Consider the following 26997-nt stretch of genomic DNA (forward strand, 5'->3'; position numbering starts at 1 on the left):
TATATTTAAAGTGCACGTTAAGTATATTACTTATAATCACATTAATTAGCTACAGTTAAGTATATAGAAATTTAAATATAAGCAATGCTAGCGGTATTATATTTAAATTAAATCAATTTTACTAAATATAAGGGGGAAAAATTATGAATAAATCAAGTATTACTAAAAAATCATTTGTATTTATATGGGCATTAGCACTATTCTTTACAGTGCCTAAATTAGCTTATGGTATGCATATTGCAGAAGGGTTTTTACCAATGGCTTGGTGTGCTTTTTATTTTGTAGCATGCATTCCATTTGTAGCATTAGGAATTAGAGATATAAGAAAAAAAACAATGAGTAGCAAGGATTTAAAAATGCTTTTAGCATTGATTGGAGCTTTTGCTTTTGTATTATCAGCAATGAAACTACCGTCTGTTACAGGAAGTTCATCACATCCAACAGGTACAGGTCTTGGAGCAATGATATTTGGACCATTTGCTATGTCTGTGGTTTCCATAGTAGTTCTTTTATTCCAAGCACTTTTCTTAGCTCATGGAGGATTAACAACTTTAGGAGCTAACGTTTTATCAATGGGTATTGCAGGACCAATAGTAGCCTTTGCAATTTATAAGGTATTTAAAAATAAAAATAGAAAATTAGCAATATTCCTTGGAGCAACTTTAGGGGACTTAGCAACATACCTAGTTACATCCATTCAACTTGGACTTGCATTCCCAGCTACTACAGGTGGATTTGCAGCGGCATTTATAAAGTTTGTATCAATATTTGCTATAACTCAAGTTCCACTTGCTGTAGTAGAAGGAATAATAACTGTTATGATATTTGACTTTATAGAAAAACATGCCTCTGAGGAGTTATTAGAAGTTGGAGGTGTAAGATAATATGAAAAAAAATATAGGATTAATTTTATTATGTATAGCAATTGTGGTAGGATCTTTATTCTTAGGTAGAAATGGTGAATTTAATGGTGCCGATGGAGAAATTGAAGTTAAAATCCAAGAATTAAATGGAGATTATGAACCTTGGGCAGCTCCTATGTGGGAGCCACCATCAGGAGAAATTGAAAGCTTCCTTTTCTGTTTACAAGCAGCAATTGGGGCTGGATTCATAGGATACTACATTGGTGTTAAAAAAGGAGCTTCAAAGAACAAAGGAGCTAAGACTAATGTAGGTGGAAAAGTGAAAGAATGTTAAGGACAGTACTTTCATATTCAAAGCTAAGTAAATTAGCAAATATTCATCCTATAGAGAAAATAATTTTATGTATATTACCAATAATAGCACTTAGTTTTAGTACTAGGTGCTATCCTTTGGTTATAAATATAATTTTTTTTCTTGTACTTCATATTGTTTATAAGAACCCTATGCATATAGTAAAACACTTTATAGAGGCAACTTTTTTATTTGCTTTAGTTTCTTCTATAACCTTTGTATTTGATTATGGATGGTATAGTACTTTAATACTTATATTAAAGGCGGTGTCTGGGGGGATATCCGTTAGTTTTTTAACTTTAACTACACCTACAGATCATGTATTTTATATATTCTCTAAGATAAGTTGGCTTAGAGATATTTGTGATATAGGAAAATCTATGGAGAGATTTTTAATACTTATAGATGATGAATTTCAAACATTACGAAAGAGTATGTTATGTAGAGGTGCCTTTGGTGGTTTTAAGAATAAAGTTAAGGATTCAGGAAGTCTTGCTGCTTTACTTTTTATTAATACTTTAAAACGTTGGAAAGAAATTAAGGATGGAATTAATAGTAGAGGCTATAGAGGAAATATTTATTATGGCTTTGAAGAGTTCCATTTGTCATATAAAAGAGTAGCTATAATAGTAGGATATATTACATTTCTTATTATTTTGGTGAGTATACCTAAGTGGTTTTAGAAGCTGGGTATACTTTTTATTTTTTTAGATAACTCTCTTAATTTAATATAGAATTTTGTAGTGTATATGGTTAAAGATATATACTATATAATACAGACTGTTAAAAATATAAATTAAAGTATAGAACTTAAAAGGACAAAAAATAGGGAAAATCCTCCTAAAGTAAATAGAAGGAAATTTCCTATATAAGATAAATATAAAAGATTAAGGATTTAATAATAATTGATAACTATTATCAATAAATTCATATTACTATAATATTTTACATGTGTCAATATAATTGAAAATAATTTTCAATTAAAAGTTAATGTATTTAGTAAACATATTTGTTAATATATAATTAAGTGGAGACTTGTAATACATTTACATAAATAAATCTTGAAAAACATGTGGGATATGGATAATAAATTAATTAAAAAATGATTGGGGTAATTTAGAAAATGAGATATGTTAATTTAGAAGAATTGAAAGAGCTCCCAGGTTTTAATAACATAGATGAAAATACTTTAAGAAAGTTATCTAATATTACTAGAGTCACTAGGTATGAAAAGGGGAAGGTACTATTTAGAGATAAGGATATTGTAGATAATATCTACATAGTATTAAAGGGAAAAGTATCACTATATAAGTTCAATGAAAAGGGTCAAAAAAAGGTTATATTTATATTGGGGCTAGGTGATCTTATAAATGAAGTTATATTACAAAGTTCTACTGCATCTATAAATTGTGAAACCATAGAGGACTCTCAAATAATGTATTGTAACACTATGGAGCTTTTACAAGTCATGGAATCAGACTTTGAGTTTACAAAAATGGTACTGTCATCTTTATCTTTAAAAGTAAGAAGAATGTATAGACAATTTAAAAATACTACTGGAGTTTTAAATATGGGAAAGAGAGTTGCATCAAAGCTTTGGAAACTAGGTAGGGATTATGGGGTAGCTGATGACAATGGTATATTAATAGATATGGAGATTAGTATAACCTATCTAGCAGACTTATTTGGAGCACAAAGGGAGACCATATCAAGGGCATGTAAAGAACTTAATGAATTGGGATTAATTGAATACAATAATAAAAAATTTATAATAAAAAATAAAGAAAAACTTTTAGAATATTTTAAAGCACCGTGATTTTTATCACGGTGCTTTAAATTTTATAAGCCTATAATGAAGCTATAATTATAAAAGAGGGAAGGGATTTATTATGGTTTGTGGAGATTTTAACAAAGTATGTGCAGCTGGTAAAACAAAGATGCAATTGTTAAATGAAAACCCTATAGGATATTTTATTTCTTCTATGTTGGCGGGATTATTTATAGGATTAGGTTCTATTCTTATCTTTACCATAGGAGGTCAACTGACATCAGCAGGTTCAGGTGCTGTAAAGATTGTTATGGGATTAGCTTTTGGTGGAGCATTGAGTCTAGTTATAATGGCAGGGGGGGAATTATTTACAGGAAATAACTTTGTACTAGCATCAGCATCCCTAAATAAGGATGTACCATGGGAAGGTACTATGAAGTTATGGGTAGTATGTTTTTTAGGAAATCTACTAGGTTCAATTATAGCAGGAGTAATGTTTAAATTATCAGGTTTAGCTACAGGTAGTGTCGGTGAATACATTGCAAAGGCATCAGAAATAAAAATGACAATACCACTTATACCACTATTTTTCCGTGGAGTATTTTGCAATATATTAGTGTGTTTAGCAGTTTGGTGTGGATTTAAATGCAAAGAAGAAGTAGCAAAATTAATTATGATATTTTGGTGCTTATTTATTTTTATTACAGTAGGATTTGAGCACAGTATCGCTAATATGACAGTATTAACAATAGGTTTATTATCACCTTTTGATGCTTATGTCACCATAGGTGGATATATATATAATATTTTAGTTGTAACACTTGGTAATATGGTTGGAGGTATTTTCTTCGTAGCTCTTCCATACTACATTATATCAAGAAAAAAAGTAAATTAGAGGTGAATTATGGGTTACAAATTATATTTAGAAAAATTCAATGAAATTTTAAAAGAGCTTTCATCAGAGTATATAATATATGCTCCTATATTAATTAAAGGTGGTGCAAACTTTTCCGATACAGACAGGGTTAGATATGGGCAAATATCAAAGGTTGAAGATATAGTATTTGATGAAAAATCTCATTTTTCCTTTAAGGAAGTGTTATTACCACAATCTGAAACTCTACTTTATTTTACTGAAGATGAAGTAAAGGAAGCAGCCCCTAAATCTAAAGGGTCAATAGTATTTTTAAGAAGTTGCGACTTACATGCTGTAAAAAGAATGGATGATATATACTTAAGAAATGGCTTTGAAGATTACTATTACAAAAGACTTAGAGAGAATACAAAATTCATATTGATGGGGTGTGAAAGAACCTTTGAAAATTGTTTCTGTGTAGATATGGGAACTAATAAATCAAATAATTATGATGGATACATTAGGGTAGAAAATCATGAAGTTTACTTTGATAGTAAATGTGAAACTTTTGACATTTTATTAGAGAAAAAAGAGGTTGATACTATAGAGGTAGAACCTAAATTTATTTCTGAAAACAATGTTACCGTTAACATTCCAGAAGAACTTAGTCTAGATGTTATGAAATCTACCATGTGGGAGGAATATAATCAAAGATGCATTGCTTGTGGTCGTTGTAATTTTGTCTGTCCTACATGTACTTGCTTCACTATGCAAGATATTTTCTATCAAGATAATAAAAATGTAGGAGAGCGTAGAAGAGTATGGTCTTCCTGTCAAGTGGATGGATTTACTGATATGGCTGGAGGACATAGTTTTAGACAAAATAAGGGTCAAAGAATGCGTTTTAAGGTGCTACACAAAGTATATGATTACAAGAAAAAATGGGGTTACCATATGTGTGTAGGCTGTGGTAGATGTGATGATATATGCCCGGAATACATTTCATTTAGTAACTGTATTAATAAATTGCAATCAGCATGTGATGAGGTGAGATAGGTGAATAAGAATGAATATATACCTTTTATTTCAGAAATAAAGGAAGTAATAAAGCATACAGAAATTGAGTATACCTTTAGAATGAGCTATATTGGTGATGTGAAACCAGGGCAGTTCTTTGAAGTATCAATACCTAAATATGGAGAAGCACCTATATCAGTAAGTGGTATTGGAGAAGGAACTGTTGATTTAACAATACGTAAGGTAGGAAAGGTTACTGATGAAATATTTAGTAACTATGTAGGTGACAAATTATTTTTAAGAGGACCCTATGGAAATGGTTTCGATATAGATAATTATAAAGATCATGAAGTTATAGTAGTAGCTGGAGGTACAGGACTTTCTCCAGTAAGGGGAATTGTGGATTATTTTGGTAATAATCCACAGGATGCTAAAAAGTTTTCTCTAATTTGTGGATTTAAATCTCCTGAAGATGTTTTATTTAAAGAAGATATTAAGAGATGGAATAACACCATGGAATTAATTCTTACTGTAGATAAGGCAGAGGAGAGCTATGGAGGAAATGTTGGAATGGTGACTAAGTACATTCCAGATATGAAGATAGATGATATTAATGATGTACAAGTAGTTGTAGTAGGACCACCAATTATGATGAAGTTTACTGTGGCTGAATTCTTAAAAAGAGGAATTCCAGAAAAAAATATTTGGATTTCTCAAGAGAGAAAAATGTGCTGTGGTATTGGAAAATGTGGACATTGCAAGATAGATGATACGTATATATGCCTAGATGGACCTGTGTTTAACTATACAAAGGGCAAAGAGTTAATAGATTAATTGGAGGTGAATTACATGGATATAAACACTAAAAACCTAAAAAAGAATGCATTTAGGGTTACAAAAAGAAGAGGATATACAGCATCAAGAATTCGTGTTCCAGGGGGAAAGATGGATGCTAAATATTTAGCCATGATTCAAGAGATTGCAGAAAAATACGGTGATGGAACTGTAAACATTACTATGAGGCAAGGCTTTGAAGTACCAGGTATTAGCTTTGAACATATGGATAAAGTAAATGAATTATTGCAACCAATCATTGAAGGATTAGAAATTAATCAAACAGATGAAGGAAAGGGTTACTCTGCAGCTGGAACTAGAAATATATCTGCCTGTGTAGGAAACAATATCTGTCCATATGCTAATTACAATACAACGGAATTTGCAAAGAAGATAGAAAAGGCCATCTTCCCCAATGATTTACACTTCAAAGTAGCTTTAACAGGATGTTCTAATGATTGTGGAAAAGTTAGACTAAATGATTTTGGAATAATAGGGATGACAGAACCTCAATATGATATGAATAAATGTGTATCCTGTGGAGCTTGTGTAAGAGCATGTACAAAGAAGTCCACTGGAGCATTAACTATGAATAACTATAAAATTCAACGTGATCATAAGAAGTGTATAGGGTGTGGAGAGTGTGTAATAGCATGTCCAACAGATGCATGGACTAGAAGCAGAGAAAAATATTACAAGCTTGTTCTTTTAGGTAGAACAGGAAAGAAAAATCCACGTTTAGCTAAGGATTTTATAGCTTGGGTAGACGAAGAGAGTATAATAAAAATAATCTGTAACACCTACAGCTATGTTAAGGAATATATAGATAAGGATGCACCAGGTGGTAAGGAGCATATAGGATATATTGTAGATAGAACAGGCTTCCCAGAATTTAAAAAGTGGGCCATGGAGGGAGTTAAGCTTTCTGATAAAACTGTTGTTCAAGAAACCATGTATTGGGATGGGATTAAGTATTAAAAATAATATATTTTAGTCACAATTGACTTTTTACCCTTGAATGTAAATATTTGTTGTAGTATAATCATATTTGTAAAATTTGAAAAAATAAATAAAACTAAATAATGAAATATAGGTTTGATTTTATCAATTAAAAGGGAAGTAGGTGTAAATCCTACACGGTCCCGCCGCTGTAAAGGTGGAGTTTTGTACTTATACCACTGGGAAACTGGGAAGGTGTACAAAAACCATGAAACCTGAGTCAGAAGACCTGCCTGTGTTTTAACACGTAAACTCTGCGGAGAATGGAGTGGTGTAACACAAGATATTTATATACATATGTATACATAAATATATTTTTAATATATTTTTTGTATTTATATATTTTTATGATGTATATGGTTGGTAAATATGATGTTATTTAAGTCCATTTAACTTAGAGTTAAATGGACTTCTTTTACGTTCAAATTTATTTGAAATAAGTAATAAATTAATATTTTTAAAAGGGGGCGAAAAATTGAGTTTTAACAAAAGAAAGTTTGATTTTCATGTTCTAACATATATTATTCTATTTTTATCATTAATAATAATAATTTTTTCTAATGATAATCCGGCAGTGGTTTTCTCTCTATATTTTTATATATTTTCATTATTCATATATAGCGGAAACACATATAAATTAAAAAAAGTTTTAGTCTATTTTATACCCTTTGCCATATTTATAATTCTTCTAAATATGATATTTGTTACACAAGGTAGTATGATTTTATTTAAAATTGGAAGTAAAAGATTTACCTTGGAGGCTTTAATATATGCATTAACAATGGCACTTAAGTTATTTGCAGTGGCCAGTCTCTTTATATCCTTTGAATTTATTATTGATTCAGATAGGGCAATTTCATATTTTTCAAGCAAGATGCCAAAATCAACTTTAACTCTGGTTATTGCTTTTAAGTTAGTTCCTGGTCTTAGAGATAGATTAAATAAACTTAAAGAAATTTATACAATTAGAGGAGTTGATTTTAATAAAAAGAGTTCAAGAGAAAAGACTAAAAGCTATGTTCCAGTATTGTCAATATTACTTGAAAATTCTATGGAAAGTTCTTTTGATATAGGGGAAGCAGCTTTTGTTAGAGGATTTTTAAGTAATGAAAGAAGTACCTATGACAGACAGAAGTTTAGAAAAAAAGATATTTCTATTATGGTTTTAAGCGGAGTTTTATTAATAGTATATATATTTGCTCAATATAAAGGAGCTGTTGATTTCAAAATATATGATGGGGTAAGTCTAGTAAATATATTTAACTATGGAACAACATCAATATTTGTGATTATTCTAGCTATTACATTATTAATTTTAAAATATAGTAGGGAGAAAGACTATGGAATATATAGAGATTGAAAATTTAAGTTATTCATATCCTCTAGAAGGAAAGAAATCTTTAAATAACATAAATTTAGGATTAGGTAGAGGAGAGGTTTTATTAGTAGTTGGGAAATCGGGTTCAGGGAAATCAACTTTAGCTAAATCAATTACTGGGGCTGTTCCTCATTTTTATGGGGGCACAATATCAGGAGGAATTATCATTGATGGAGTACCGTTAGAAGGGATGAACCATAGCGAAAGGGCAAAGACAGTTACAATGGTTTTTCAGGATCCAGAGAAACAATTAATGATGAATAAGGTTCATAGAGAGATTGCTTTTGGACTTGAAAATATAGGGGTAAGTGAATCAACTATTAAGAGACGTGTATGGGAGGTCATGGAGTTTATAGGAATAACTGACCTGGCAGAAAGAGATATAACAACTTTATCAGGTGGTCAAAAGCAAAAAGTTGCAATAGCCTCTGCAGTGGCATATTTGCCAAAATGTATTATTTTTGATGAACCTTCCTCTCAGCTTGATGTTTCTGCGGCAGAAAGCATTGTGAATCTAATTAGAAAAATAAATGAAGAATTAGGAATAACAATAATCATTATAGAGCAGCGAGTAAATAAATGGTTTGATATAGCTGATAAAATTGCCTTTATGAATGAGGGTAAAGTTAATTTTTATAATAGTAGGTATGATTTTTATAAAGAATCTAAAGAAGAAGTTATTAATTTTTTACCTGATTATTTGAAGCTTAGCAAAAACCTTTCATGGGGTAATATGCCTAATAATTTCAAAGAAACTAGATGTAGAATTGATGATAAATATTCTGATATTAGCATAGATTGTTTAGATTTTAAAATAGATAAAAATCATGTTAAGAAACAAGTTTGCGAATATGGTAGTAATGCAATAAAAACAGAGAAATTAAATTGTTACTTCAATTCAATTCATGCCATAAAAGATCTTTCATTAAATATTGAAAATGGAGATTTCATAGGTATTATGGGAGCAAATGGGGCTGGTAAGAGTACACTTTTAAATTCTCTTATTGGGCTTAAAGAGTATAAGGGTAGTATTAAGGTATTTGGTAATGAAGTGAAAAAACTAACTGTTAATAAGATGGCAAGTATCATTGGATATGTATCACAGAATCCGAATGATTACATATCAAAATCAACGGTGTATGAAGAACTAAAGTTTACAATGGATAATTATAATTCCTTTGATAAGGAAGAATTAGAAAAGGTTTTAAAAGATTTAGATATTTATGAACTTAAGGATAAAAATCCAAGGGATTTAAGTGGAGGTCAAAAACAGAGGGTAGCCATAGGTTCTATATTAGTGATGAAGCCTAAAATACTTCTCATTGATGAGCCAACAAGAGGCCTTGACCTTGAAGTTAAAAATAAATTAGGTAGGGTTCTTAAAAATTTAAATAATAATGGAACTACAATAGTTATGGTCACCCATGATGTGGATTTTGCCTGTGATTTTTGCAAAAGTTTTGCTCTTATGTTTAATGGAGAAATAGTATCAAAGGGAAGTAGAGATGAGGTACTAAGCCATGGAATTTACTATACAACTTCCATAAATAAACTTTTTAAGAATGTAAATGAGAAGATTTTTACACTTGATGAAGGAAAAAAATATTTACTAAAAGAGGGACAAGCAAATGAAAAAAATTAGTTTAATAATAACCTCCCTTATTATTTTAGTTCTTATGATACTTACACTGCAAAAGGATATCCAAAATAGTTTTGCCCTACTTTCTACATTGGGGGTTTTGGGAATACTGTTTTTAAGTTATTTTTACTTTGAGAAAAGTATGCTGGGTACAAAGGAGATTGCAGTAATTGCAACTTTAAGTGCATTTACTGCACTATCGAGAATTGCCTTTGCTCCTATACCAAATGTGAAGCCTGTAACATTCCTTGTGGCATTATCAGGTTTTGTATTTGGGCCCTATGAAGGATTTCTTATTGGGAGTACATCAGCATTTTTATCTAATATATTTTTTGGTCAGGGACCATGGACACCGTGGCAGATGTTTTCCTGGGGACTTGTGGGAATTATATCTGGTATTTGGGGTAGAAAGGGAAAAAGAGTAAGGGCTCTAAAATTTTCAATTATATGTTTTATCTATGGATTTATGTTTGATTGGATCATGAATTTTTGGTATGTTTTGGGTTTTGTAAAACCAATTACAATACAAAGTGTTATCATGGCTTATCTGTCAGGATTAACATTTGATATTTTACATGGAGGAGGTAGCTTTATTTTTTCAATTATATTCTATGATAGCTTTATTGATGTACTTTTAAGATACAAAAGAAGGCTTGATATAACTTATATAAAAAATTAATGGAGGGGATTTTATGAAGAAGACATTTAAAAAGAATCTATTATGTTTATTAGTTGCATTACTAATTGGATTTACTCAGTTTTCTACAATTTTTACACAAAAAGTTGAAGCTGCTGATAAATCTGTAAAGGTGAAGGTTAGGATTGAAGCTAGTGACCATACTATCGTTCCAGAAACAGAAGTGGATGTAACAAATTTTGAGTTAGAACCTTATAACTGTAATGAAGTTAGCGGTGAGCCTAAGGCAATACATGCTATAATCAAAGCTTTAGAAGCCAATGGTCTTAATCCAAAAGATCAAAGCAAATTTAACTTTGGACGTGGAAGCTATATATCCAATATTGATGGAGTATCTCAGGGATCATTTGGGTCATTTGATGGTTGGGGATATTATGTTAATGATAATTATACAGATAAGTTAGTTGGTGGTCATGATTTAGTAGATGGGGACAGTATAGTACTATTCCACATGGAAAATTATGTGTACGCACGTTATGGTTACTTTAATAAGAAAGCAGTTAGCGCAAAAACTGGGGAAGATATTTCACTAGATTTAACTGGTAAATATTTTTTCCCGGGTGGAATACCAAATGATGTGGCTTTAGTAGATAAGGCAAAAATAATTATTAATGATAAAGAAACCCAATATATTACTGATGAAAATGGACAAGTAAAACTAAACTTCGATAAACCAGGAACCTACATTGTTACTGCAGATAAAAGGGTAAAGGATTGTGATCCCTTTGACTACAGTAAAACTGGCAGGCCCTTTAAAGATAAAGTTCTTGACAATAGAATGCTAGCAAGACCATACTGTAAAATTGTTGTTGAACAAAAGGATAAAGTTGCTCCACAAATAACAACAAATATAAGTAAAACAACAGTGACAAAAAGTGAGTTTACATTTATAGTATCTGCCATTGATGATGTTGATGGTAAGGTTAATAGTGAAGTTAAATTAGGGGAAAATGTTATTGAACCTAATGAAGATGGACAATATGTTGTTAATCTTTCTAAGGGCGAAAATAGAATATCTGTTAAAGCAGTAGATAAGGCTGGAAATGAAGGAAAGAAGACTATAGTAGTTAACTATAAAGAATTATCATCTATTGATTCATATGATGTTAAGAGTGAATTAGAAAAAACTAAAAACTATATGATTGCTAATAATGGTGATGAGTGGGCAGCTTTAAGTTTAAGTAAATTTGGAATCAAAGGTAATAAAGAAAGCTTTAACAATATAGTTAAGCAATTTAAGAGTGGAGTAGAGGAAGATGGGTTATCTGAGTATTTTTATAAAGATACAGATCTTGAAAAAATGATAATATATGTTACTAGCCAAGGTTATAATCCTTATAATTTCTTAGGTCATGACTTGGTTAAGGAGTTATTTAACAGAGATGTAAAAGAATTTAATAGATATGCACAGATATTTGGACTGATGGTTTACGATTACTGTAATGTAAGTGGAGAATATAAAATTACAAAAGATATACTAGCTAAGGAGTTAGTTAATAGTAAAGTAGTTTATGATGTAGATGGAGATGAATATTGTGGATGGAATATATGGGGTGCTGATGTAGATGTTGATACAACTGCTGCTGCAATAAATGCGTTATCAAGCTATTATGATAATAATAAAGAAATTAAAGATACTATTGATAAAGCAGTTAAAACATTAGCATTAATGCAAAAAGAAAATGGATGTTATGAAGCTTGGGGAAGTGAAGCTAGTGAAAGTATTAGTTTTACAATTTTAGGACTTACATCAATAGGTGTTGACCCAGCTGGTGAGTTATTCACTAAATCAAATGGAGAAGACCTAAATAATTTAGTTTCTGCCCTGCTTACATTTAAGGGCACTGATGGTCAATTTAAGCATACAACAGATACTAATAATAATTACATGTCAAGTGAGCAGGCATTAAGAGCTTTAATTGCCTTAGAGCAATTTAGAGGAAATGGTAAATACAATTATTATAAGAGTAATATTGATGCAAAATTATTACCTGTATATGTTGAAGGTAATAATACTCCTGTAGTTAATGTTCCAGAAGATACAGATGATATCAAAATACCTATAGGTATAATTAAGAGTCCAGAGTCAAATGAAGTAGTAGTAAATTGGAATGATACATCTTTGAATATACCATCTAAGATTTTTGATTCATATACAGGAATTTTAGAAGATTATCAGGTTATCTTAAAAAGAGAAGTTTTAGATAAAAATTCTAATATATTAAATATAGAAAATGGAACTAAGATCATAGGTAAGGTTTTTGATTATACTATGTCAGTAAAAGATAATAAAGGAAAGATAACTGAAATAAAAGATTTTGGTAGCAATAAAGTAAAGGTCGTAATAAAATTATCAAAAGATGATATAAAGGGAATAGATGTTTCAAAATTAGCAGCATATTATTACAATGGTACTAAGTGGGAAAAAATAGATGGTGGTAAATTTGATAATAATAATTTAACATTTACCTTTGAAACTACACATTTTAGTATTTATAGCTTGATGGTTAAAGATGATGAATCTAAGGATAATAGTGATAAAACAGATGAGGAATCAAATAATAAAACAGATAATGAAATAAATAATGATACAAATAATGATACAAATAATAAAACAAATAATGATACAAATAACAAAACAAACAATGGTGGTAAGAGTGAGTCCAATACCGTTAATGGTAATAAAGCAGACGATCTTCCTAAAACAGGAAAACCTATGAATTTGAATTTATTAGTAGTTGGATCATTGATTTGTATAGTATCAGGGATTGTTTTAATAAAAAGAAAAAGAATTAGTAATAACTAAAATAGTAAATACATAAGGAAGCTGTAGGCTTCCTTGTGTATTTATTAGAATTTAGAGAGAAGGTGCTATGTTGAAGGGGAAAAATAAGATATTACTTATAATTTCCGCTCTTATTATTTTTGCGGGAATGTTTGTTTTTGCACAAAAACTTCAAAAGTCATTCAATAATACAATTGCTGAAAAAGCTACAATCACAGCTGAGCAAGAAAATAAAGAAGACAGCAAAAATGATAAAATTAATAAGGAAGTAAGTGATAAGGAAACTAGTACGGATAAGACTGATAATAAAGAAGATAGTAAGGTTAATGAAAGCAATAAAGAGACTGATGATAAAGAAAATGTTGTAGTTAATGATTTATCTAAAGTTAAAGATAATTCTGATTCTAACACTGAAAAGAAATCTAATGCTAATAGCTATAATTCGAAAAATTCATCTACTGAAAAGAAAAAAACTGCAAGTAAAAAGGAAGAATCATCAAATTCATCCAATAGTTCTAAAGCAACTGTAGAACCTAAAAAGGAGGAGCCAACTCCAGCGGTAAAAGATGAAACTCCAAACTTTATAGTAATTGATACAATAAGTAATAAAACACTAGCTTCTAAATATGTAGATTATGATAATATTACTGTTGCTCAATTAACATTCAAGGTTTTAGATGAGTTAGGGATAAAATATAGAACTACAGGCTTTAACGATACAACATACTTTGCATCTATTGCAGGGATTAGAGAGAAAGCTGCTGGTCCTTTAAGTGGATGGTGCTACTATGTAAAGAAAAGTGGGAGTAATGGATTTGTTAAACCTAATGTGGGAACCGGAAGTTGGATTTATAATAAAGGTGATACTGTGATATGGAAATATTGGGAGGATGGAGTTAATAATTAATTTTTATCAATGCCAACATTAGTTAAATATATAAAATAAGAAAGTACCTATTATCACTGAAGGTACTTTCTTATTTTTTAATTACTCCAAGGAATTCTTTCTTTTTTTCATGAATTTATAAGCTATGAATCCAAAACAAATTACTAGAATAGCTATAGCTACAATAGAATAATCTTTCAAAATCCTTTGAATTAGGTCAGTATTTTCACCTAAAAAATATCCTAAAGATATAAGAATTATGTTCCAAATAGTTATACCCCCAAGGGAGTATAATATAAATTGAGAATAACTCATTTTTACAGCCCCTACAGCTAGTGATATGTAAGTTCTAGTTAAAGGGAATAATCTACTTAGAAACACAGCAGGTTTTCCATACTTATCAAGAAATAAATCTAACTTATTGAAACTTTTTTTTGCACCAGATGATTTACTACAAAGCCAATTTATTATAGGAGAGCCTCCAAAGTATCCAATGGTATAGCAAAGAGTTGAACCAATTAATCCTGCTCCAGTACTAAGAAGAATAACTCCAATAAAGCTAAAGTTACCATAAGAAGCTAAAAGACCTATAAAAGGTAACAGTACTTCACTAGGCAATGGAAAACAGGAATATTCTAAAAATACCGCTAAGAATACACCAGGATATCCAAATCCTTGTATAGTAGTTATTATTGTATTTAAAAAATCATTTACAAAATTCATATAAGCACCTCAAATTTATATTTTAAGATATATTTAAACAAGTGTATTATAAACTTAAAGTGTATAAACTTAAAGTTTAATTAAGTTAAGTTTATGTTAAATACAATATATTGTAATATATTATTAAAGGCTTAAGGATATAACTTTTATGTATAGATTACTTATACTTTTATATTGAAGGAAATTAATAAGAATAATAAGTGTATTGTATAAGATACTAAATGAAAATCAAGGAAAATCCTTGAATTACATGGGTAAAAGTAGTATAATGATATTGTAGTTGATACACTATATTATATTAAAAAACAATATATAGCATTAGCTTACATAAGCTGATTAATAAAGAGAAAATTTAATATAAAAATAATAGAGGTACAAAGTTTAATACTTTGTTTAAAAGGGAAGTAAGTGAAAATCTTATACGGTCCCGCCGCTGTAATGGGGAGAAGCTTCTTAAAGCGCCACTGACGAATGTTGGGAAGGCTGAAGCAACTGTGAACCAAAGTCAGAAGACCTGCCTATATTAATACACTAGATACTCTACGGTAGATGGAGGGGTGTTATAAAAGAATGGATATATTAAAGCATAGCATATACTTTAATGTAATTTTCTGTGATTTTTATACCCCTTAACTGAAGAGTTAAGGGGTTTTGTTGTTGAGTAAATATATAACTTTAAATCCCTAGTAATTATTGCCCTATAAAAAATTTATATATAATAATTAAAGGTTTGAAGATATTGCATCTTTGAGCCTTTAATTATTATATTGCTAAAACCATAGAGTGTTATTATCTGATGAAGCAATTACTTCTTTAATAGCATTAACAGCATATAATACATCATCTTCAGTGTTAAAGGAGCCAAAGGCGAATCTTACTGTTCCGTTAGGGAAAGAGCCTAGGGTCTTATGAGCTGATGGTGCACAATGAAGCCCACATCTCACAGATATGCCGTGGTTTTTGGATAGCATATGGGATATTTGACCATTATCACCCTTAGGAAAATCAATGGATACTACAGAAATCCTATTTTCAGCAGAAGGTAGTCCCAGAACTTTAATTTCTTTTATATCCTTAATGTTATCTAAAAATAGTTTAGTTAATTTCATTTCATGATCTTTTATACTACTAAATCCTTTTTCCTTTAGATATTTTAAGGCTGCATTTAAGCCAAATATTCCAGGTATATTTGGAGTACCACCTTCAAATTTATCAGGCATGTAATCAGGTTGAATTTCATATTCAGAGAAGCTACCAGTACCACCTTCTATAAGAGGAGTAGTTATTTTAGCTAATTCATCTTTTATCAAAAACCCACCTATACCTTGAGGTCCAAGAAGTCCCTTATGACCAGTAAAACATAAAACATCTATATTCATTTTCTCCATATCTATTGGAATTGATCCAGCTGTTTGTGCTGTGTCTGCAATGAAGTAAATATTATTTGCCTTGCAGAACTGTCCTATTTCCTCAAAGGGCATAATAGTTCCACATACATTAGAGCTATGGGTCATTACTACAGCTTTAGTATTAGGCTTAAGGTATTTATGTAAATCAGATGGATTTAACTGTCCTAGGGAATTACAAGGTACTACAGAGTGCTCTATACCTTTGCTTTGTAAGGCGTTTAAAGGGCGAAGTACTGCATTATGTTCCATAGAAGAAGTAATCACATGGTCACCAGCCTTTAAAAATCCTTTTAAAATAACATTAAGACTATGAGTTATATTGCTAGTAAAAATTACATTTTCAGGTTTTGAAAAATTAAATAGTTCACAGAGTAGTTCTCTAGTTTCATAGACTATGTTTTCTGCATTAAAGGAACTATCATAACTACCCCTATTTACATTTCCACCTACATTAACAATATAATTTGTCATAGCTTCAGCTACAGAATTAGGCTTAGGAAAGGATGTAGCACCATTATCTAAATATACTTTTCTCATAATTACCTCCTGAAATCTATATATCCTATATCTAATTAAAGCTTTAAAAATAAACATTTTTTCCTACATTATTATATCATAGAGAATTAAATATAAAGGTTTTATATATTAGGGTTACATAAGTATTAAAAAAACAAATAGATTGTTCTTCGTCTATTCGTAATAAAAATTTAATAAAAATATAAATATATGTTAAAATTTACTTTGGATGAGTTATTATCAAAATTTATTATATTTATCAAATATATGGGGGGAGTAAACCATGAAAGAAAAAAGAGGCATAATTTTTGCTGGTGGAATCATTGGTCTATTATCTGTAGCTTTGGTGTATTTAGGAAATCCTAAAAACATGGGTGCTTGTATAGCATGTTTCTTAAGAGACATAGCAGGTGCGGTAGGACTACATAGAGCTGAAGTTGTACAGTATATAAGACCAGAAGTAATTGGTATAGTTTTAGGGGCATTTATAATTGCACTATTTACAAAGGAATTCAAAGTAAAGGGTGGTTCTTCACCATTCTTAAGATTTATTCTTGGTGCTATAGTGATGATTGGTGCTCTAGTATTCTTAGGATGTCCACTTAGAATGGTTCTTAGAATTGCTGGTGGAGACTTAAATGCTGTAGTAGGCTTACTTGGATTTGCAGCAGGGATATTTGTTGGAATTCAATTTTTAAACAGAGGCTTTACTTTAAAGAGAAATTATAATTTAACTACAGCTGAAGGATATGCAATGCCAGTAATAGCAATAATGTTATTAGTATTATTAATATCTGCTCCAGCATTTATATTCTTTAGTGCAAAGGGTCCAGGTTCTATGCATGCACCTATATGGTTTGCTTTAGCAGCAGGACTTATTATAGGAATTGTAGCACAAAGAACAAGACTTTGCATGGTAGGTGGAATTAGGGATTTAATCATGTTTAAAGATAGTTATTTAATGTGGGGATTTATATCAATATTTGTAGTAACATTAATAGGAAACTTAGTTCTAGGAGATTTCAAACTAGGCTTTGTTGAACAACCTATAGCTCATAATGATGCACTATGGAACTTTATGGGTATGTTAGTTGCAGGTTGGGGTTCAGTACTTTTAGGAGGATGCCCATTAAGACAATTAATACTTGCTGGGGAAGGAAATGCAGATTCTGCAATCACAGTAATGGGGATGATTGTTGGAGCAGCTTTTGCACATAACTTCAAATTAGCATCTTCAGGAGAAGGTCCTACTGGCAATGGAAAGATTGCAATATTTATAGGAATAGCAATATTATTAGGGATTTCTTATTTCTGTATGAATAAATCATTTAACATAAGTAAGAGTAAGGCTGATAGCAAAGGTGGTGTTTCTATTGGTTAAGGTAGATGCAAGGGGAATGAGCTGTCCTCAACCAGTTTTAATGGCTAAAAAAGCATTAAGTGCAAACAAAGATGGATTTGAAATATTAGTTGATAATAATGTGGCTAAGGAAAATGTTTCAAGGTTTATTAAAAATGCAGGTTTAAATGCTGTAGTTACAGAAGTAGAAGAAGATTTTCTAATAAAGGCAGTTAAATAAAATGCAGTATATTGGAGTTTTTTTCACCCATTCAGGGGCTATAAAATATCACAGATATTTAGATAGTATTGAAATTGCTAATGAAACTATGCCAGTTCCAAGAAGACTTAGCTCTAACTGTGGAATTGGGGTTAAATTTATTACAGACAGAGATATAAACAATATGATAACTGAAGATATTGAAAAGATATTTAAAATTGAGGGTAATGAAAGCATTCTTGTATATGAATGTGAATAAATAGAAAGAATCTATCTGTAACAGGATAGGTTCTTTTTTACTTTGTTTATCTATAGTTAATTATGTGATATAAAGTATATAGAGAATATATATGTAAGTTCCATTACGATACTAATAAAGAGGGGTGTTATATATGGAAGAAAGAATATCTATTTTAGTAGTAGAAGATGATGTAGATATAAATGGATTACTATGCAAAATTCTTAAAAAGCAAAATTATGAGGTGAGTAGTGCATATTCAGGTAGTGAAGCTAGAATGTGCATTAACATGTATAATTATGATTTGATTCTTTTAGATTTAATGTTACCAGGATTAACTGGAGAAGAGTTGATAGGAGAAATCAGAAAATCAAAAACTATGCCAATTATTATTATCTCTGCGAAAACTGAGATTTCAGATAAGGTAAAGCTGCTGAAATTAGGTGCAGATGACTATATTACTAAACCCTTTGAGATAAGTGAAGTTGCTGCAAGAGTAGAAGCCCAACTGAGAAGATATAAAAGATTTAGTACTTCAGAGGATAAGGGGCAGGTCTTAGCTTATAAGAATTTAGAGCTGGATAAGGAAGCTATGAAGGTCACAGTGAATGGAAATGACCTTACACTAACGGTAAGAGAGTTTTCTATACTAGAGCTTTTACTAACTCATCCTAAAAAAGTATTTACTAGAGAAAACTTGTATAAGAATATATGGAATGAAGAGTTCTATGGAGAAGATAATACTGTAAATGTGCATATTAGTAATATTAGATCTAAGATATCAAAATTAGATAAGGATACAGAGTATATAAAAACTATTTGGGGTATAGGGTTTACTATGGCTGAATAAACTTTATGATTTCTTTAACTTTTCTTAAGTGTTTATTGAGTTTTGAATTTTATAATAAAGACAATAAGAAAAGGGAAGGGTGAGATTTATGGAAGAAAGTATATTAATTACGCGAAATTTAAGTAAATCCTACGGAAAATTTGAGGCAGTAAAGGATACTAATATAAATATAAAAAAAGGCTCAATATATGGATTGGTAGGAAAAAATGGTGCTGGTAAAACTACTTTATTAAGGATGATTGCAGGCCAAACTATGATAACTAGTGGTGAGATACAATTATTCTCAGAAACTACAGAAAAAGGTTTAGAGATTTCAAGAAAAAGAATAGGCGCAATGATTGAAACTCCAAGTTTTTTTCCATATTTAACGGCGGAGGAAAATCTTGAGTATTATAGAGTTCAAAGAGGAATAGCTGGTTCAGAATGCATAAAACAATTACTTAAAGATGTAGGACTTGAAGATACTAAAAAGAAAAAATTTAAGAGTTTTTCTTTAGGTATGAAACAGAGATTAGGGTTAGCTCTTGCAATGATGAATAATCCGGACTTTTTAGTTTTAGATGAACCAATAAATGGACTTGATCCAATGGGGATTGTTGAAATTCGTAATCTTCTTTTAAAACTAAATGAAGAGAAGAATATTACCATAATAATTTCTAGTCATATACTAAGTGAATTAGCTAGTATAGCAACGGAATATGGCTTTATTGAGAGAGGACAGATGGTAGAACAGATTTCTGCAGAAGAACTTAAGGAGAAGTGTAAGGAATGTTTAGAGATATCAGTAGATAATGCTGAGAAGGCAGCAGTACTGTTAGAGGATAAACTAAATTGTCATGAATATGAGGTATTACCTAATAACATAATTCGAATTTATAAATTTAAAGATACACCTTCCATGGTAAGCAGTACAATTGTTAAAAATGGGGTAGAGTTAAATTCTATGAATATAAAGGGAACCAATTTAGAAGAATACTTTGTTTCATTAGTTGGAGGTGTTATCAATGCTTAATTATATAAAAAGTGAATTATATAGAACTACTCATCGTAAATATCCTTATGTTTTAGTTGGAACTTCTTCATTGATATGTATTCTAGTTAATGTATTAGCATTATGGTTTATGAAAGACCAAGAAGCAATTAACAGAATAACAATGCCAGATATGCTAATGATTTCAACAGGTCTTTTTACATTGATTTATTATTCTGTAATTATGATTGTAGATATTGTATTTTCAGATGAACATAAGCATCAAACTTTAAAAAATACAGTATCCTTTGGGATTAATAGAACAAAAATATATTTAGGGAAATTTATTGTAGAAGTGATTGTAGCCACAGTATCTTTAATTATAGTTGCCACTGTGTTAATATTAAGTTCTTATATATGTCTTGGTTTAGGTGGAGCAACTATGGCAGAAACACTTGGTAATTTTGGGAATAAACTCATTGCTGTATTCCCACTTTGGTTAACAGGAATTGCTATTGCAAACTTACTTGCTTTTAATATTAAGAATAATAATATATTTGCCTTTGCTTATCTAGGGGTAGTAGCTATATTTCCAGGAATAATTAAGCTCCTAGGTTACTATAAACCTATATTTGCAAAAATACAATTATATTTAGTTTCTTACAACATTAAATTTATAGTAGGTCAAGACAGGGTTCTTTCTGAGGATATTACAAAATTTTATGTACTAGGTATAGTATACATCACTTTAATAACGGTTATAGGAATTATTTCCTTTAGAAGAAGAGAGATAAAATAGAATTAATTATTTAAATTCACACATATATAAATTCATACCTATTTAAATATGAAACTATATAAATATAAACCTAGTTAAATAGTAAAATAGGAATATAGTTAAATATTAAAATAGTTAACTATTTGTTCTGTTTATGGGGGTTAAGAGGGTTTCGTTATTTGAAGAAATATATTTAGGGCGTAAGTCTTGGGAGGAGCATTAAATGATATATATAACTATTTTATTTGGTGGTATAGCAGCATTATTTATAGTGCTCTTTCTACTAAATCGCTATAATATAAACAATATAAATAAGGAATTGAAGAAGCTTAAAAATATAAAAACCAATGAACAATTAAAATTAGCAGCCCCTAATAAAAATATTGAAGAGATGATAGGTGAAATTAATTTTATATTAGAAAAAAGTCAAAATGATAGAATTGCCCATGAAAAGAGTGAAAGTGAATTAAGAAAGCAAATTGCTAATATATCTCATGATTTAAGAACTCCTCTTACATCTATTCTAGGCTATGTACAGCTAATTAGGGATGAATCTACTAGTGAAGAAGAAAAACAGGAGTACTTAGATATTATAGAAAAACGCTCTAAGGTGTTGCAAAATCTTATTACTAGCTTTTATGATTTATCTAGATTAGAAGCCAATGAATATGACCTAGAATTTAAAAAGGTTAATGTTGAAAGTTTATTACGTGAAATTGTAGCAGCTTTTTATAATGATTTTGTTGATAAAGGCTTTGAAGTAGAAGTTGATCTACAAGAAAAATTACCAGCTATAATTGCTGATGAAAATGCTGTAATTAGAATTTTTACAAATATATTTCAAAATGCCTTAAAGCATGGGAGTAAAACTATGTCTATATGTCAAAGGCAAGTAGATGGAGTAATTATTTCTACTTTTAGTAATAGGGTAGAAAACTTTACACAGGAAGACTTAGAACATGTTTTTGATAGATTTTTTACTACAGACAGAATGAGGACAGGACAAAATACAGGTCTTGGATTAACTATTGTAAAGAAACTTACAGAAAGTATGGGACATGAGGTTTCTGCTAGTTTAGAGGATGAAGTCTTTACAATTCAGATTAGATTCAAATTAAAATAGTAGTATAAAATATATAAGTTTTAAATAAGAAAAGAACATTCAAGGCTGAGAAGACAGTTTATGATTGTTCTTTTTTATGTATAATATATGACTTTAAACTCAATCTTAAAAAATCAGCATATTCTATATGAGCATAAAAAGAACATTTTTAACAATAGCAATAAAATGGTTAAAATGTATTTTAAATCTACACAATAAGATGTATAATTAATACATAATTGTGGAAAAAGGTGGAAGTGCTTTGAAAAAGTTAAGAAGTATAATAGTAATTACAGTTTTAGCTATAGCCTTTGTTGGATGTTCAAATGGACAAGCTAATAAAGAAGAAACTAATAATAGTGGAGAAAAAAAAGAAATAATAATCTCAGCAGCGGCAAGTCTTAAAGAATCTATGGAGGAAATTAAAAAGATCTATGAAGAAAAAAATAATATAACTTTAACTTTTAACTTTGGGGCATCAGGAGCGCTTCAAAAACAAATTGAGGAAGGGGCACCGGTAGATATATTTATGTCTGCAGGAGAAAAGCAATTTAAAGCTCTAGAGGATAAGGAACTTATAGAAAGTGGAAGTAAGAAAGACATAGTAGAAAATGAACTTGTTTTAATTGTTAATAATGAATATAAAGATAAAATAAAGGAGCTAGATGATTTGGATAACCTAGATGGACATATAGCTTTAGGCGAAATAGGCTCTGTACCCGCAGGACAATATGCTGAGGAAGCTTTAAATCACTATAATAAGTGGGATATCATAGAGAATAACATTGTTTTTGCAAAGGATGTTAAACAAGTTGTTAGTTATGTAGAAAATGGTGAAGCAGCTTGTGGTATTGTTTATAAATCTGATACAGTTAGTATAAAAAATTCTGTTGTGGTCACTACTTTTGATACATCAAGTCATAAAAAGATCATATACCCAGGAGGGGTAATAAAGACTTCTGAAGTTAAAGCTGAGGCTAAAAGTTTTTTAGAGTTTTTAGCTACTAGTGAAAGTAAAAAAATACTGGAAAGGTATGGTTTTAAGATTAATTAGTCATTAAACAAGGATAATTTATAAGTTTCATAGGAAACAATTGCCTTATGAAGCTTATAAATTATACATGTTATACAAAACAGCATTCCTATAGTATATATAAACAATATAAGATGAGGATGATAAATATATGATGGAATCCATATTAACACCAGTGATGATTTCGCTTAAAGTAGCTTTTGTTGCCACAGGGATAGTTATTATTTTTGGTATAGCATTAGCATGGATATTTTGTAGATATAGTTTTAAGGGGAAGTCAGTATTAGAAACAATAATACTATTGCCTATGGGTCTTCCTCCTACAGTAGTAGGGTATGGAATGCTAATAGTCATGGGTAGAAATGGTCCTTTAGGAAAGCTTACTGAAGCTGTATTTGGAGGTACTTTAGTATTTACGTGGCAAGGTGCTGCCATTGGAGCTGCAATTGTGGCATTGCCATTAATGTATGAAAGTGCTAAGGCTGGTTTTTTAAACGTAGATATTACATGTATAGAGGCAGCTAGAATATTTGGTGCCAGTGATAGTTATATATTTTTTCATATAGTATTACCTATGGCTTTTGATAGTATTATCAGTGGAGTTATTTTAGCATTCACTAGAGCTTTAGGTGAATTTGGAGCTAGTCTTATGGTTGCCGGTAATATACCAGGAAAAACTCAAACTATACCAATAGCAATATATTTTGCTATGGAAAGTGGAAATAGAACTCAGGGAAATGTGCTGGTAGCAATTGTAGTTGTATTTAGTTTTATTATGGTATTTTGGTTGAATAGATGGAAGAAACTTAGAAAATAATGATAAATACTAAGAATAATAGTATAATAATCTAGGTAGATTTTATAGCGTTTTGGGAATAGGAGGGGATTTCATGGAAGCTTTTGACCTAATAGTTATAGGTGCAGGAGTAAGTGGAGTTATGGCTGCGGTAGAGGCCAAATCTAGAGGAGTAAATAGGGTTATTGTAATAGATAGGGATATAGAGCCTGGTGGAGCTATGCTTTCATGTGTTCAGGCAGGTTTTTACTATAAGAGTATAAAAGAAAATTTAGCTGCCCCTGAATTAATATCAGGATTAGTAAATGATGCCTTAAATTTAGGCTTAATTATTAAGTGCGATACTACAGTTTTGGAAATAAAAAAGAATAAAGAAGTTGTTATGGTAAATAGTAAGGAAGGAATAAAGACTATAAAAGCTAAGTCTATCATTTTTGCCATGGGCTCAAGGGAGAGACCCTTTGGTTATAAAAACATATTGGGTTATGGGTTGGCCGGAATTACCACAGCTTGCTCAACGCTAAAGTATATTAATAGAAAAGGTGTATTACCAGGAAAAAGATGCATTGTATTAGGCTCAGATGATATAGGAATACTTGCAGCGAGAACTTTAGTTTTAGAGGGAGCCAATGTAATAAGTATGATAGAAACCAGTGGAGCTATTAGAGCTGTAAGTAATAAAGCTAAGGAATATGTTGAAGACTTTAATATTCCTGTACTCTTTAACCATAGAGTAGTAAAGATATATGGTACCCATAGAGTTACTGGTGTAGATATCGTACATCTAGATGAAGAATATAATGTTATTGAAGGAACTAGTAAATATGTGGATTGTGATACTTTAGTGCTATGTATGAACTTAAAATCAGATACTGCAATAGCAGAAAAAATGGGAATAGATATAGAGAAAGAAAAGGGTGGTATATTTATTTCGGATAAAATGGAGACCTCAATGAAAGGAATATTTGCTTGTGGTGCAGTGGTTGATGGGTATACTAATGTGGAGAAGGTTATGAATCAAGGAAAATTAGCAGCTAAGTATGCAGCAGAGTATTTGTGTGGAGTACAATAGAGCAAGGGTAAACTAATAATGAGCTCAGGATATGGATAGTATATATGTAAAAGAGAAAAAAGTAACCTCTACATCATCGAAAGGTGAAACTAATGTATGAATAGGATATATGTAAAAGAGAAAGTAGGAAATATATAAATCAATGGAAGAATATATAGATAAAAAACAGAAAATAATAAACTATGCAAAGAAACTTTCTTTAGATACTATTGGATTTACAGAGTGTAGAAGATTTAATGAACTAGAAGAATTTTTCATAGATAGAAAAGAAAATAATCTTTTTAATGAGTTTGAAGAGGAAGATATAGAAAAAAAGATTAATCCAAAGCTTTTAATGGAAAATGGAGAAACTATTATATCAATAGCTTTTCCTTATTATCATGGTGATAAAGGAGAAGGAGATAAATTTTCTCTATATACAAGGGGGCTAGATTATCACAGAGTAGTAGAAAAATATTTAAAGGAAATATGTGATTATATAGAATCCTTAGGAGGAGAGGCTAAATGGTTTGTAGATAGTAACCCATTACCAGAGAGATATATCGCAGCTATAAGTGGAGTTGGATTTATAGGGAAGAATAATACTCTTATTACGGAAAAGTATGGCTCCTATGTATTTTTAGGAGAAATAATAACAAATCTTAAGCTACAAGGGGATAAATCAAAAAAATATGGCTGTAAAGGGTGCAATTTATGTGTGGAAAAATGCCCAACAAATGTTATAATAGAAGATGTTAAAAAGTTTAATTCTTCACAATGTGTTTCTTATTTAACTCAAAAAAAGCACTTAAATAATGAAGAATTAAATATGGTTAAAGGCAAGATTTTTGGGTGTGACAATTGTCAAAAAGTATGTCCAAATAATTTAAATGTGGAAGTTTCACCTATTAAAGAATTTCTACCTAAGGAGTATATGGAAAAGGTTGATTTATTAGAGCTTATAAATCTTGATAATAAAAACTTTAAAGAAAAGTATATCATGCATTCTTGTGGATGGCGTGGAAAGAATTTATTAATAAGAAATGGGCTTATCAATTATTATTTGAGGTATAATGAAGATATAGATAATATAGAAGAGAGTATTAACTCACCATACATAAAGGAGTATTATAACAGATTATTCAAGAAGTAGTATGGAGGTAAGTCTTAGGTATAAAGGAGATTTCTATGAAAAGAGATATATTAACAAAAATTTTAAATAAATTACCAGAGAGTCTTTCTGGAAAATTAGCAAGAAGTTATGTAAAGACATCAATAAAAAAGTATGCTAATATGAAGGTTGAAGGTTACGAAAAAATTAAAGGTATAAAGGGCCCAATAATATTTATATGTAACCACTTAAGTAATGCTGATGGACTAATACTTAACGAACTATTAAAAGACTTTGACCCCACATTCATTGCGGGAGTAAAGCTTTCCAATAACGATTTTACTAAGAATGGATTTAAGTTTATAAAGACCATAGCAATTAAACCTAATTCTGCAGATAAGGATGCCATTAGTAAAATTGTAAAGAAACTTAGAGCTGGAGAAAATATTATGATATTTCCAGAGGGAACAAGAAGTAGAAGTGGTTCAATGATAGAAGGCAAGAAGGGATTTCTTCTAATGGCTAAGCTATCTAAGGCTAAGATAATTCCAATTGGGTTAGCAGGCACAGAAGAATTTTTACCTATAAATGATGGTGATATGGGGGAAGAAAACTTCCAAACAGCTCAAGTTACTGTAAGGTTTGGAGAACCTATATATTTACCTGAAAAACTTAAAGAAGAAGATAAGAATGAATATAATGAAAGAGCTATGTTGGAAGTTATGAAATCTATAGCTGCTCTTTTACCAGAAAAATATAGAGGTGTATATAAATAAGGATTCATTGA

General features: G+C 30.3%; 27 protein-coding genes and 2 riboswitches. Of the genes, 25 read left to right on the forward strand and 2 right to left on the reverse strand.

Annotated elements, in window-relative coordinates; all coding sequences use genetic code 11:
* Positions 1 to 143 precede the first annotated feature (143 nt).
* The 13 genes from B3Z56_RS00835 (at position 144) to B3Z56_RS00895 (ending at position 14095) form a co-directional block, all read left to right on the forward strand.
* The gene (locus B3Z56_RS00835; RefSeq protein WP_346878051.1) at positions 144 to 884 is read left to right on the forward strand and encodes an energy-coupling factor ABC transporter permease; all 741 of its coding nucleotides are present in this window, start codon (positions 144 to 146) and stop codon (positions 882 to 884) included.
* A 1-nt stretch (position 885) separates the two neighbouring features.
* On the forward strand, positions 886 to 1197 hold the full coding sequence (locus B3Z56_RS00840; protein ID WP_051823852.1) for an energy-coupling factor ABC transporter substrate-binding protein: 312 nt from the start codon (positions 886 to 888) through the stop codon (positions 1195 to 1197).
* A complete protein-coding gene (locus B3Z56_RS00845; RefSeq protein WP_346878052.1) occupies positions 1191 to 1898 on the forward strand; it encodes a CbiQ family ECF transporter T component in 708 nt (235 codons plus the stop codon). Before B3Z56_RS00840 ends, B3Z56_RS00845 begins: the two co-directional genes overlap by 7 nt.
* Before the next feature lie 440 nt (positions 1899 to 2338).
* Positions 2339 to 3031: a Crp/Fnr family transcriptional regulator gene (locus tag B3Z56_RS00850; RefSeq protein ID WP_346878053.1), complete on the forward strand. Its 693-nt coding sequence runs from the start codon at positions 2339 to 2341 to the stop codon at positions 3029 to 3031.
* A 73-nt stretch (positions 3032 to 3104) separates the two neighbouring features.
* Positions 3105 to 3878, forward strand: coding sequence for a formate/nitrite transporter family protein (locus tag B3Z56_RS00855; protein ID WP_346878054.1), 774 nt, complete (start codon positions 3105 to 3107; stop codon positions 3876 to 3878).
* 9 nt (positions 3879 to 3887) lie between these two features.
* Positions 3888 to 4895, forward strand: coding sequence for an anaerobic sulfite reductase subunit AsrA (asrA, locus tag B3Z56_RS00860; protein ID WP_346878055.1), 1008 nt, complete (start codon positions 3888 to 3890; stop codon positions 4893 to 4895).
* Positions 4896 to 5690 (forward strand): anaerobic sulfite reductase subunit AsrB, encoded by a 795-nt coding sequence (asrB, locus tag B3Z56_RS00865; protein ID WP_150844103.1) that lies wholly within the window; start codon positions 4896 to 4898, stop codon positions 5688 to 5690.
* 15 nt (positions 5691 to 5705) lie between these two features.
* Complete coding sequence (asrC, locus tag B3Z56_RS00870) at positions 5706 to 6668, forward strand: sulfite reductase subunit C (protein ID WP_346847044.1); 963 nt, start codon at positions 5706 to 5708, stop codon at positions 6666 to 6668.
* A gap of 96 nt (positions 6669 to 6764) precedes the next feature.
* Positions 6765 to 6940, forward strand: a riboswitch (cobalamin riboswitch).
* A gap of 224 nt (positions 6941 to 7164) precedes the next feature.
* Complete coding sequence (locus B3Z56_RS00875) at positions 7165 to 8049, forward strand: energy-coupling factor transporter transmembrane component T (RefSeq protein WP_346878056.1); 885 nt, start codon at positions 7165 to 7167, stop codon at positions 8047 to 8049.
* Positions 8030 to 9709 (forward strand): energy-coupling factor transporter ATPase, encoded by a 1680-nt coding sequence (locus B3Z56_RS00880; RefSeq protein ID WP_346847046.1) that lies wholly within the window; start codon positions 8030 to 8032, stop codon positions 9707 to 9709. Before B3Z56_RS00875 ends, B3Z56_RS00880 begins: the two co-directional genes overlap by 20 nt.
* The gene (locus tag B3Z56_RS00885; protein WP_346847047.1) at positions 9696 to 10385 is read left to right on the forward strand and encodes an ECF transporter S component; all 690 of its coding nucleotides are present in this window, start codon (positions 9696 to 9698) and stop codon (positions 10383 to 10385) included. The genes B3Z56_RS00880 and B3Z56_RS00885 overlap by 14 nt, the downstream gene beginning before the upstream one ends.
* 13 nt (positions 10386 to 10398) lie before the next feature.
* Positions 10399 to 13209, forward strand: a complete 2811-nt coding sequence (locus B3Z56_RS00890) for a DUF4430 domain-containing protein (protein WP_346877609.1) — start codon at positions 10399 to 10401, stop codon at positions 13207 to 13209.
* Between the two features lie 67 nt (positions 13210 to 13276).
* Positions 13277 to 14095 carry a DUF4430 domain-containing protein gene (locus tag B3Z56_RS00895; RefSeq protein WP_346878057.1) on the forward strand — a complete coding sequence of 273 codons (819 nt, stop codon included), beginning with the start codon at positions 13277 to 13279 and terminating at the stop codon, positions 14093 to 14095.
* An 81-nt stretch (positions 14096 to 14176) separates the two neighbouring features.
* On the opposite strand, the gene B3Z56_RS00900 is transcribed toward B3Z56_RS00895, so the two are convergent.
* Both B3Z56_RS00900 and B3Z56_RS00905 read right to left on the reverse strand, forming a co-directional pair.
* On the reverse strand, positions 14177 to 14797 hold the full coding sequence (locus B3Z56_RS00900) for a DedA family protein (protein WP_346847050.1): 621 nt from the start codon (positions 14795 to 14797) through the stop codon (positions 14177 to 14179).
* Between the two features lie 353 nt (positions 14798 to 15150).
* Positions 15151 to 15333: riboswitch (cobalamin riboswitch) on the forward strand.
* A gap of 234 nt (positions 15334 to 15567) precedes the next feature.
* A complete protein-coding gene (locus tag B3Z56_RS00905; RefSeq protein ID WP_346878058.1) occupies positions 15568 to 16743 on the reverse strand; it encodes an aminotransferase class V-fold PLP-dependent enzyme in 1176 nt (391 codons plus the stop codon).
* Between the two features lie 262 nt (positions 16744 to 17005).
* Between B3Z56_RS00905 and yedE the strand changes: the two genes are divergently transcribed.
* The 12 genes from yedE to B3Z56_RS00965 all read left to right on the forward strand — a co-directional run bounded on the left by yedE (position 17006) and on the right by B3Z56_RS00965 (position 26986).
* Entirely contained in the window at positions 17006 to 18103 is a 1098-nt protein-coding gene (gene yedE / locus B3Z56_RS00910; protein WP_035129665.1) for a YedE family putative selenium transporter, read from the forward strand.
* Positions 18087 to 18302 (forward strand): sulfurtransferase TusA family protein, encoded by a 216-nt coding sequence (locus B3Z56_RS00915; RefSeq protein WP_341349071.1) that lies wholly within the window; start codon positions 18087 to 18089, stop codon positions 18300 to 18302. The genes yedE and B3Z56_RS00915 overlap by 17 nt, the downstream gene beginning before the upstream one ends.
* A gap of 1 nt (position 18303) precedes the next feature.
* Entirely contained in the window at positions 18304 to 18540 is a 237-nt protein-coding gene (locus B3Z56_RS00920) for a putative Se/S carrier-like protein (protein ID WP_346847052.1), read from the forward strand.
* Positions 18541 to 18673: 133 nt separating this feature from the next.
* On the forward strand, positions 18674 to 19369 hold the full coding sequence (locus tag B3Z56_RS00925) for a response regulator transcription factor (RefSeq protein WP_035129662.1): 696 nt from the start codon (positions 18674 to 18676) through the stop codon (positions 19367 to 19369).
* Between the two features lie 88 nt (positions 19370 to 19457).
* Positions 19458 to 20381: an ABC transporter ATP-binding protein gene (locus B3Z56_RS00930; protein ID WP_346847053.1), complete on the forward strand. Its 924-nt coding sequence runs from the start codon at positions 19458 to 19460 to the stop codon at positions 20379 to 20381.
* Positions 20374 to 21138: an ABC transporter permease gene (locus B3Z56_RS00935; protein ID WP_346847054.1), complete on the forward strand. Its 765-nt coding sequence runs from the start codon at positions 20374 to 20376 to the stop codon at positions 21136 to 21138. The genes B3Z56_RS00930 and B3Z56_RS00935 overlap by 8 nt, the downstream gene beginning before the upstream one ends.
* A 202-nt stretch (positions 21139 to 21340) precedes the next feature.
* Positions 21341 to 22240, forward strand: a complete 900-nt coding sequence (locus B3Z56_RS00940) for a HAMP domain-containing sensor histidine kinase (protein WP_346878059.1) — start codon at positions 21341 to 21343, stop codon at positions 22238 to 22240.
* A 241-nt stretch (positions 22241 to 22481) separates the two neighbouring features.
* Positions 22482 to 23273, forward strand: a complete 792-nt coding sequence (gene modA, locus B3Z56_RS00945) for a molybdate ABC transporter substrate-binding protein (RefSeq protein WP_346878060.1) — start codon at positions 22482 to 22484, stop codon at positions 23271 to 23273.
* A 130-nt stretch (positions 23274 to 23403) separates the two neighbouring features.
* The gene (modB, locus tag B3Z56_RS00950) at positions 23404 to 24069 is read left to right on the forward strand and encodes a molybdate ABC transporter permease subunit (RefSeq protein WP_346878061.1); all 666 of its coding nucleotides are present in this window, start codon (positions 23404 to 23406) and stop codon (positions 24067 to 24069) included.
* Positions 24070 to 24142: 73 nt separating this feature from the next.
* A complete protein-coding gene (locus B3Z56_RS00955; protein WP_346878062.1) occupies positions 24143 to 25120 on the forward strand; it encodes an NAD(P)/FAD-dependent oxidoreductase in 978 nt (325 codons plus the stop codon).
* Positions 25121 to 25262: 142 nt separating this feature from the next.
* Positions 25263 to 26252 (forward strand): tRNA epoxyqueuosine(34) reductase QueG, encoded by a 990-nt coding sequence (queG, locus tag B3Z56_RS00960; RefSeq protein WP_346878063.1) that lies wholly within the window; start codon positions 25263 to 25265, stop codon positions 26250 to 26252.
* Between the two features lie 35 nt (positions 26253 to 26287).
* On the forward strand, positions 26288 to 26986 hold the full coding sequence (locus tag B3Z56_RS00965) for a lysophospholipid acyltransferase family protein (protein ID WP_035129646.1): 699 nt from the start codon (positions 26288 to 26290) through the stop codon (positions 26984 to 26986).
* Positions 26987 to 26997 lie beyond the last annotated feature (11 nt).

It is taken from the genome of Clostridium sp. UBA7791 (genome assembly GCF_002480755.1).
Taxonomy (GTDB): Bacteria; Bacillota; Clostridia; order Clostridiales; family Clostridiaceae; genus Clostridium_J; species Clostridium_J sulfidigenes.

Excerpts from the sequence above, each read along its gene's own strand:
- B3Z56_RS00835 (WP_346878051.1), top strand. The coding sequence starts at position 144 with ATGAATAAATCAAGTATTACTAAAAAATCATTTGTATTTATATGGGCA.
- B3Z56_RS00840 (WP_051823852.1), top strand. The coding sequence starts at position 886 with ATGAAAAAAAATATAGGATTAATTTTATTATGTATAGCAATTGTGGTA.
- B3Z56_RS00845 (WP_346878052.1), top strand. The coding sequence starts at position 1,191 with ATGTTAAGGACAGTACTTTCATATTCAAAGCTAAGTAAATTAGCAAAT.
- B3Z56_RS00850 (WP_346878053.1), top strand. The coding sequence starts at position 2,339 with ATGAGATATGTTAATTTAGAAGAATTGAAAGAGCTCCCAGGTTTTAAT.
- B3Z56_RS00855 (WP_346878054.1), top strand. The coding sequence starts at position 3,105 with ATGGTTTGTGGAGATTTTAACAAAGTATGTGCAGCTGGTAAAACAAAG.
- asrA (WP_346878055.1), top strand. The coding sequence starts at position 3,888 with ATGGGTTACAAATTATATTTAGAAAAATTCAATGAAATTTTAAAAGAG.
- asrC (WP_346847044.1), top strand. The coding sequence starts at position 5,706 with ATGGATATAAACACTAAAAACCTAAAAAAGAATGCATTTAGGGTTACA.
- B3Z56_RS00880 (WP_346847046.1), top strand. The coding sequence starts at position 8,030 with ATGGAATATATAGAGATTGAAAATTTAAGTTATTCATATCCTCTAGAA.
- B3Z56_RS00885 (WP_346847047.1), top strand. The coding sequence starts at position 9,696 with ATGAAAAAAATTAGTTTAATAATAACCTCCCTTATTATTTTAGTTCTT.
- B3Z56_RS00890 (WP_346877609.1), top strand. The coding sequence starts at position 10,399 with ATGAAGAAGACATTTAAAAAGAATCTATTATGTTTATTAGTTGCATTA.
- B3Z56_RS00895 (WP_346878057.1), top strand. The coding sequence starts at position 13,277 with ATGTTGAAGGGGAAAAATAAGATATTACTTATAATTTCCGCTCTTATT.
- B3Z56_RS00900 (WP_346847050.1), bottom strand. The coding sequence starts at position 14,797 with ATGAATTTTGTAAATGATTTTTTAAATACAATAATAACTACTATACAA.
- B3Z56_RS00905 (WP_346878058.1), bottom strand. The coding sequence starts at position 16,743 with ATGAGAAAAGTATATTTAGATAATGGTGCTACATCCTTTCCTAAGCCT.
- yedE (WP_035129665.1), top strand. The coding sequence starts at position 17,006 with ATGAAAGAAAAAAGAGGCATAATTTTTGCTGGTGGAATCATTGGTCTA.
- B3Z56_RS00920 (WP_346847052.1), top strand. The coding sequence starts at position 18,304 with ATGCAGTATATTGGAGTTTTTTTCACCCATTCAGGGGCTATAAAATAT.
- B3Z56_RS00925 (WP_035129662.1), top strand. The coding sequence starts at position 18,674 with ATGGAAGAAAGAATATCTATTTTAGTAGTAGAAGATGATGTAGATATA.
- B3Z56_RS00930 (WP_346847053.1), top strand. The coding sequence starts at position 19,458 with ATGGAAGAAAGTATATTAATTACGCGAAATTTAAGTAAATCCTACGGA.
- B3Z56_RS00935 (WP_346847054.1), top strand. The coding sequence starts at position 20,374 with ATGCTTAATTATATAAAAAGTGAATTATATAGAACTACTCATCGTAAA.
- B3Z56_RS00940 (WP_346878059.1), top strand. The coding sequence starts at position 21,341 with ATGATATATATAACTATTTTATTTGGTGGTATAGCAGCATTATTTATA.
- modB (WP_346878061.1), top strand. The coding sequence starts at position 23,404 with ATGATGGAATCCATATTAACACCAGTGATGATTTCGCTTAAAGTAGCT.
- B3Z56_RS00955 (WP_346878062.1), top strand. The coding sequence starts at position 24,143 with ATGGAAGCTTTTGACCTAATAGTTATAGGTGCAGGAGTAAGTGGAGTT.
- queG (WP_346878063.1), top strand. The coding sequence starts at position 25,263 with ATGGAAGAATATATAGATAAAAAACAGAAAATAATAAACTATGCAAAG.
- B3Z56_RS00965 (WP_035129646.1), top strand. The coding sequence starts at position 26,288 with ATGAAAAGAGATATATTAACAAAAATTTTAAATAAATTACCAGAGAGT.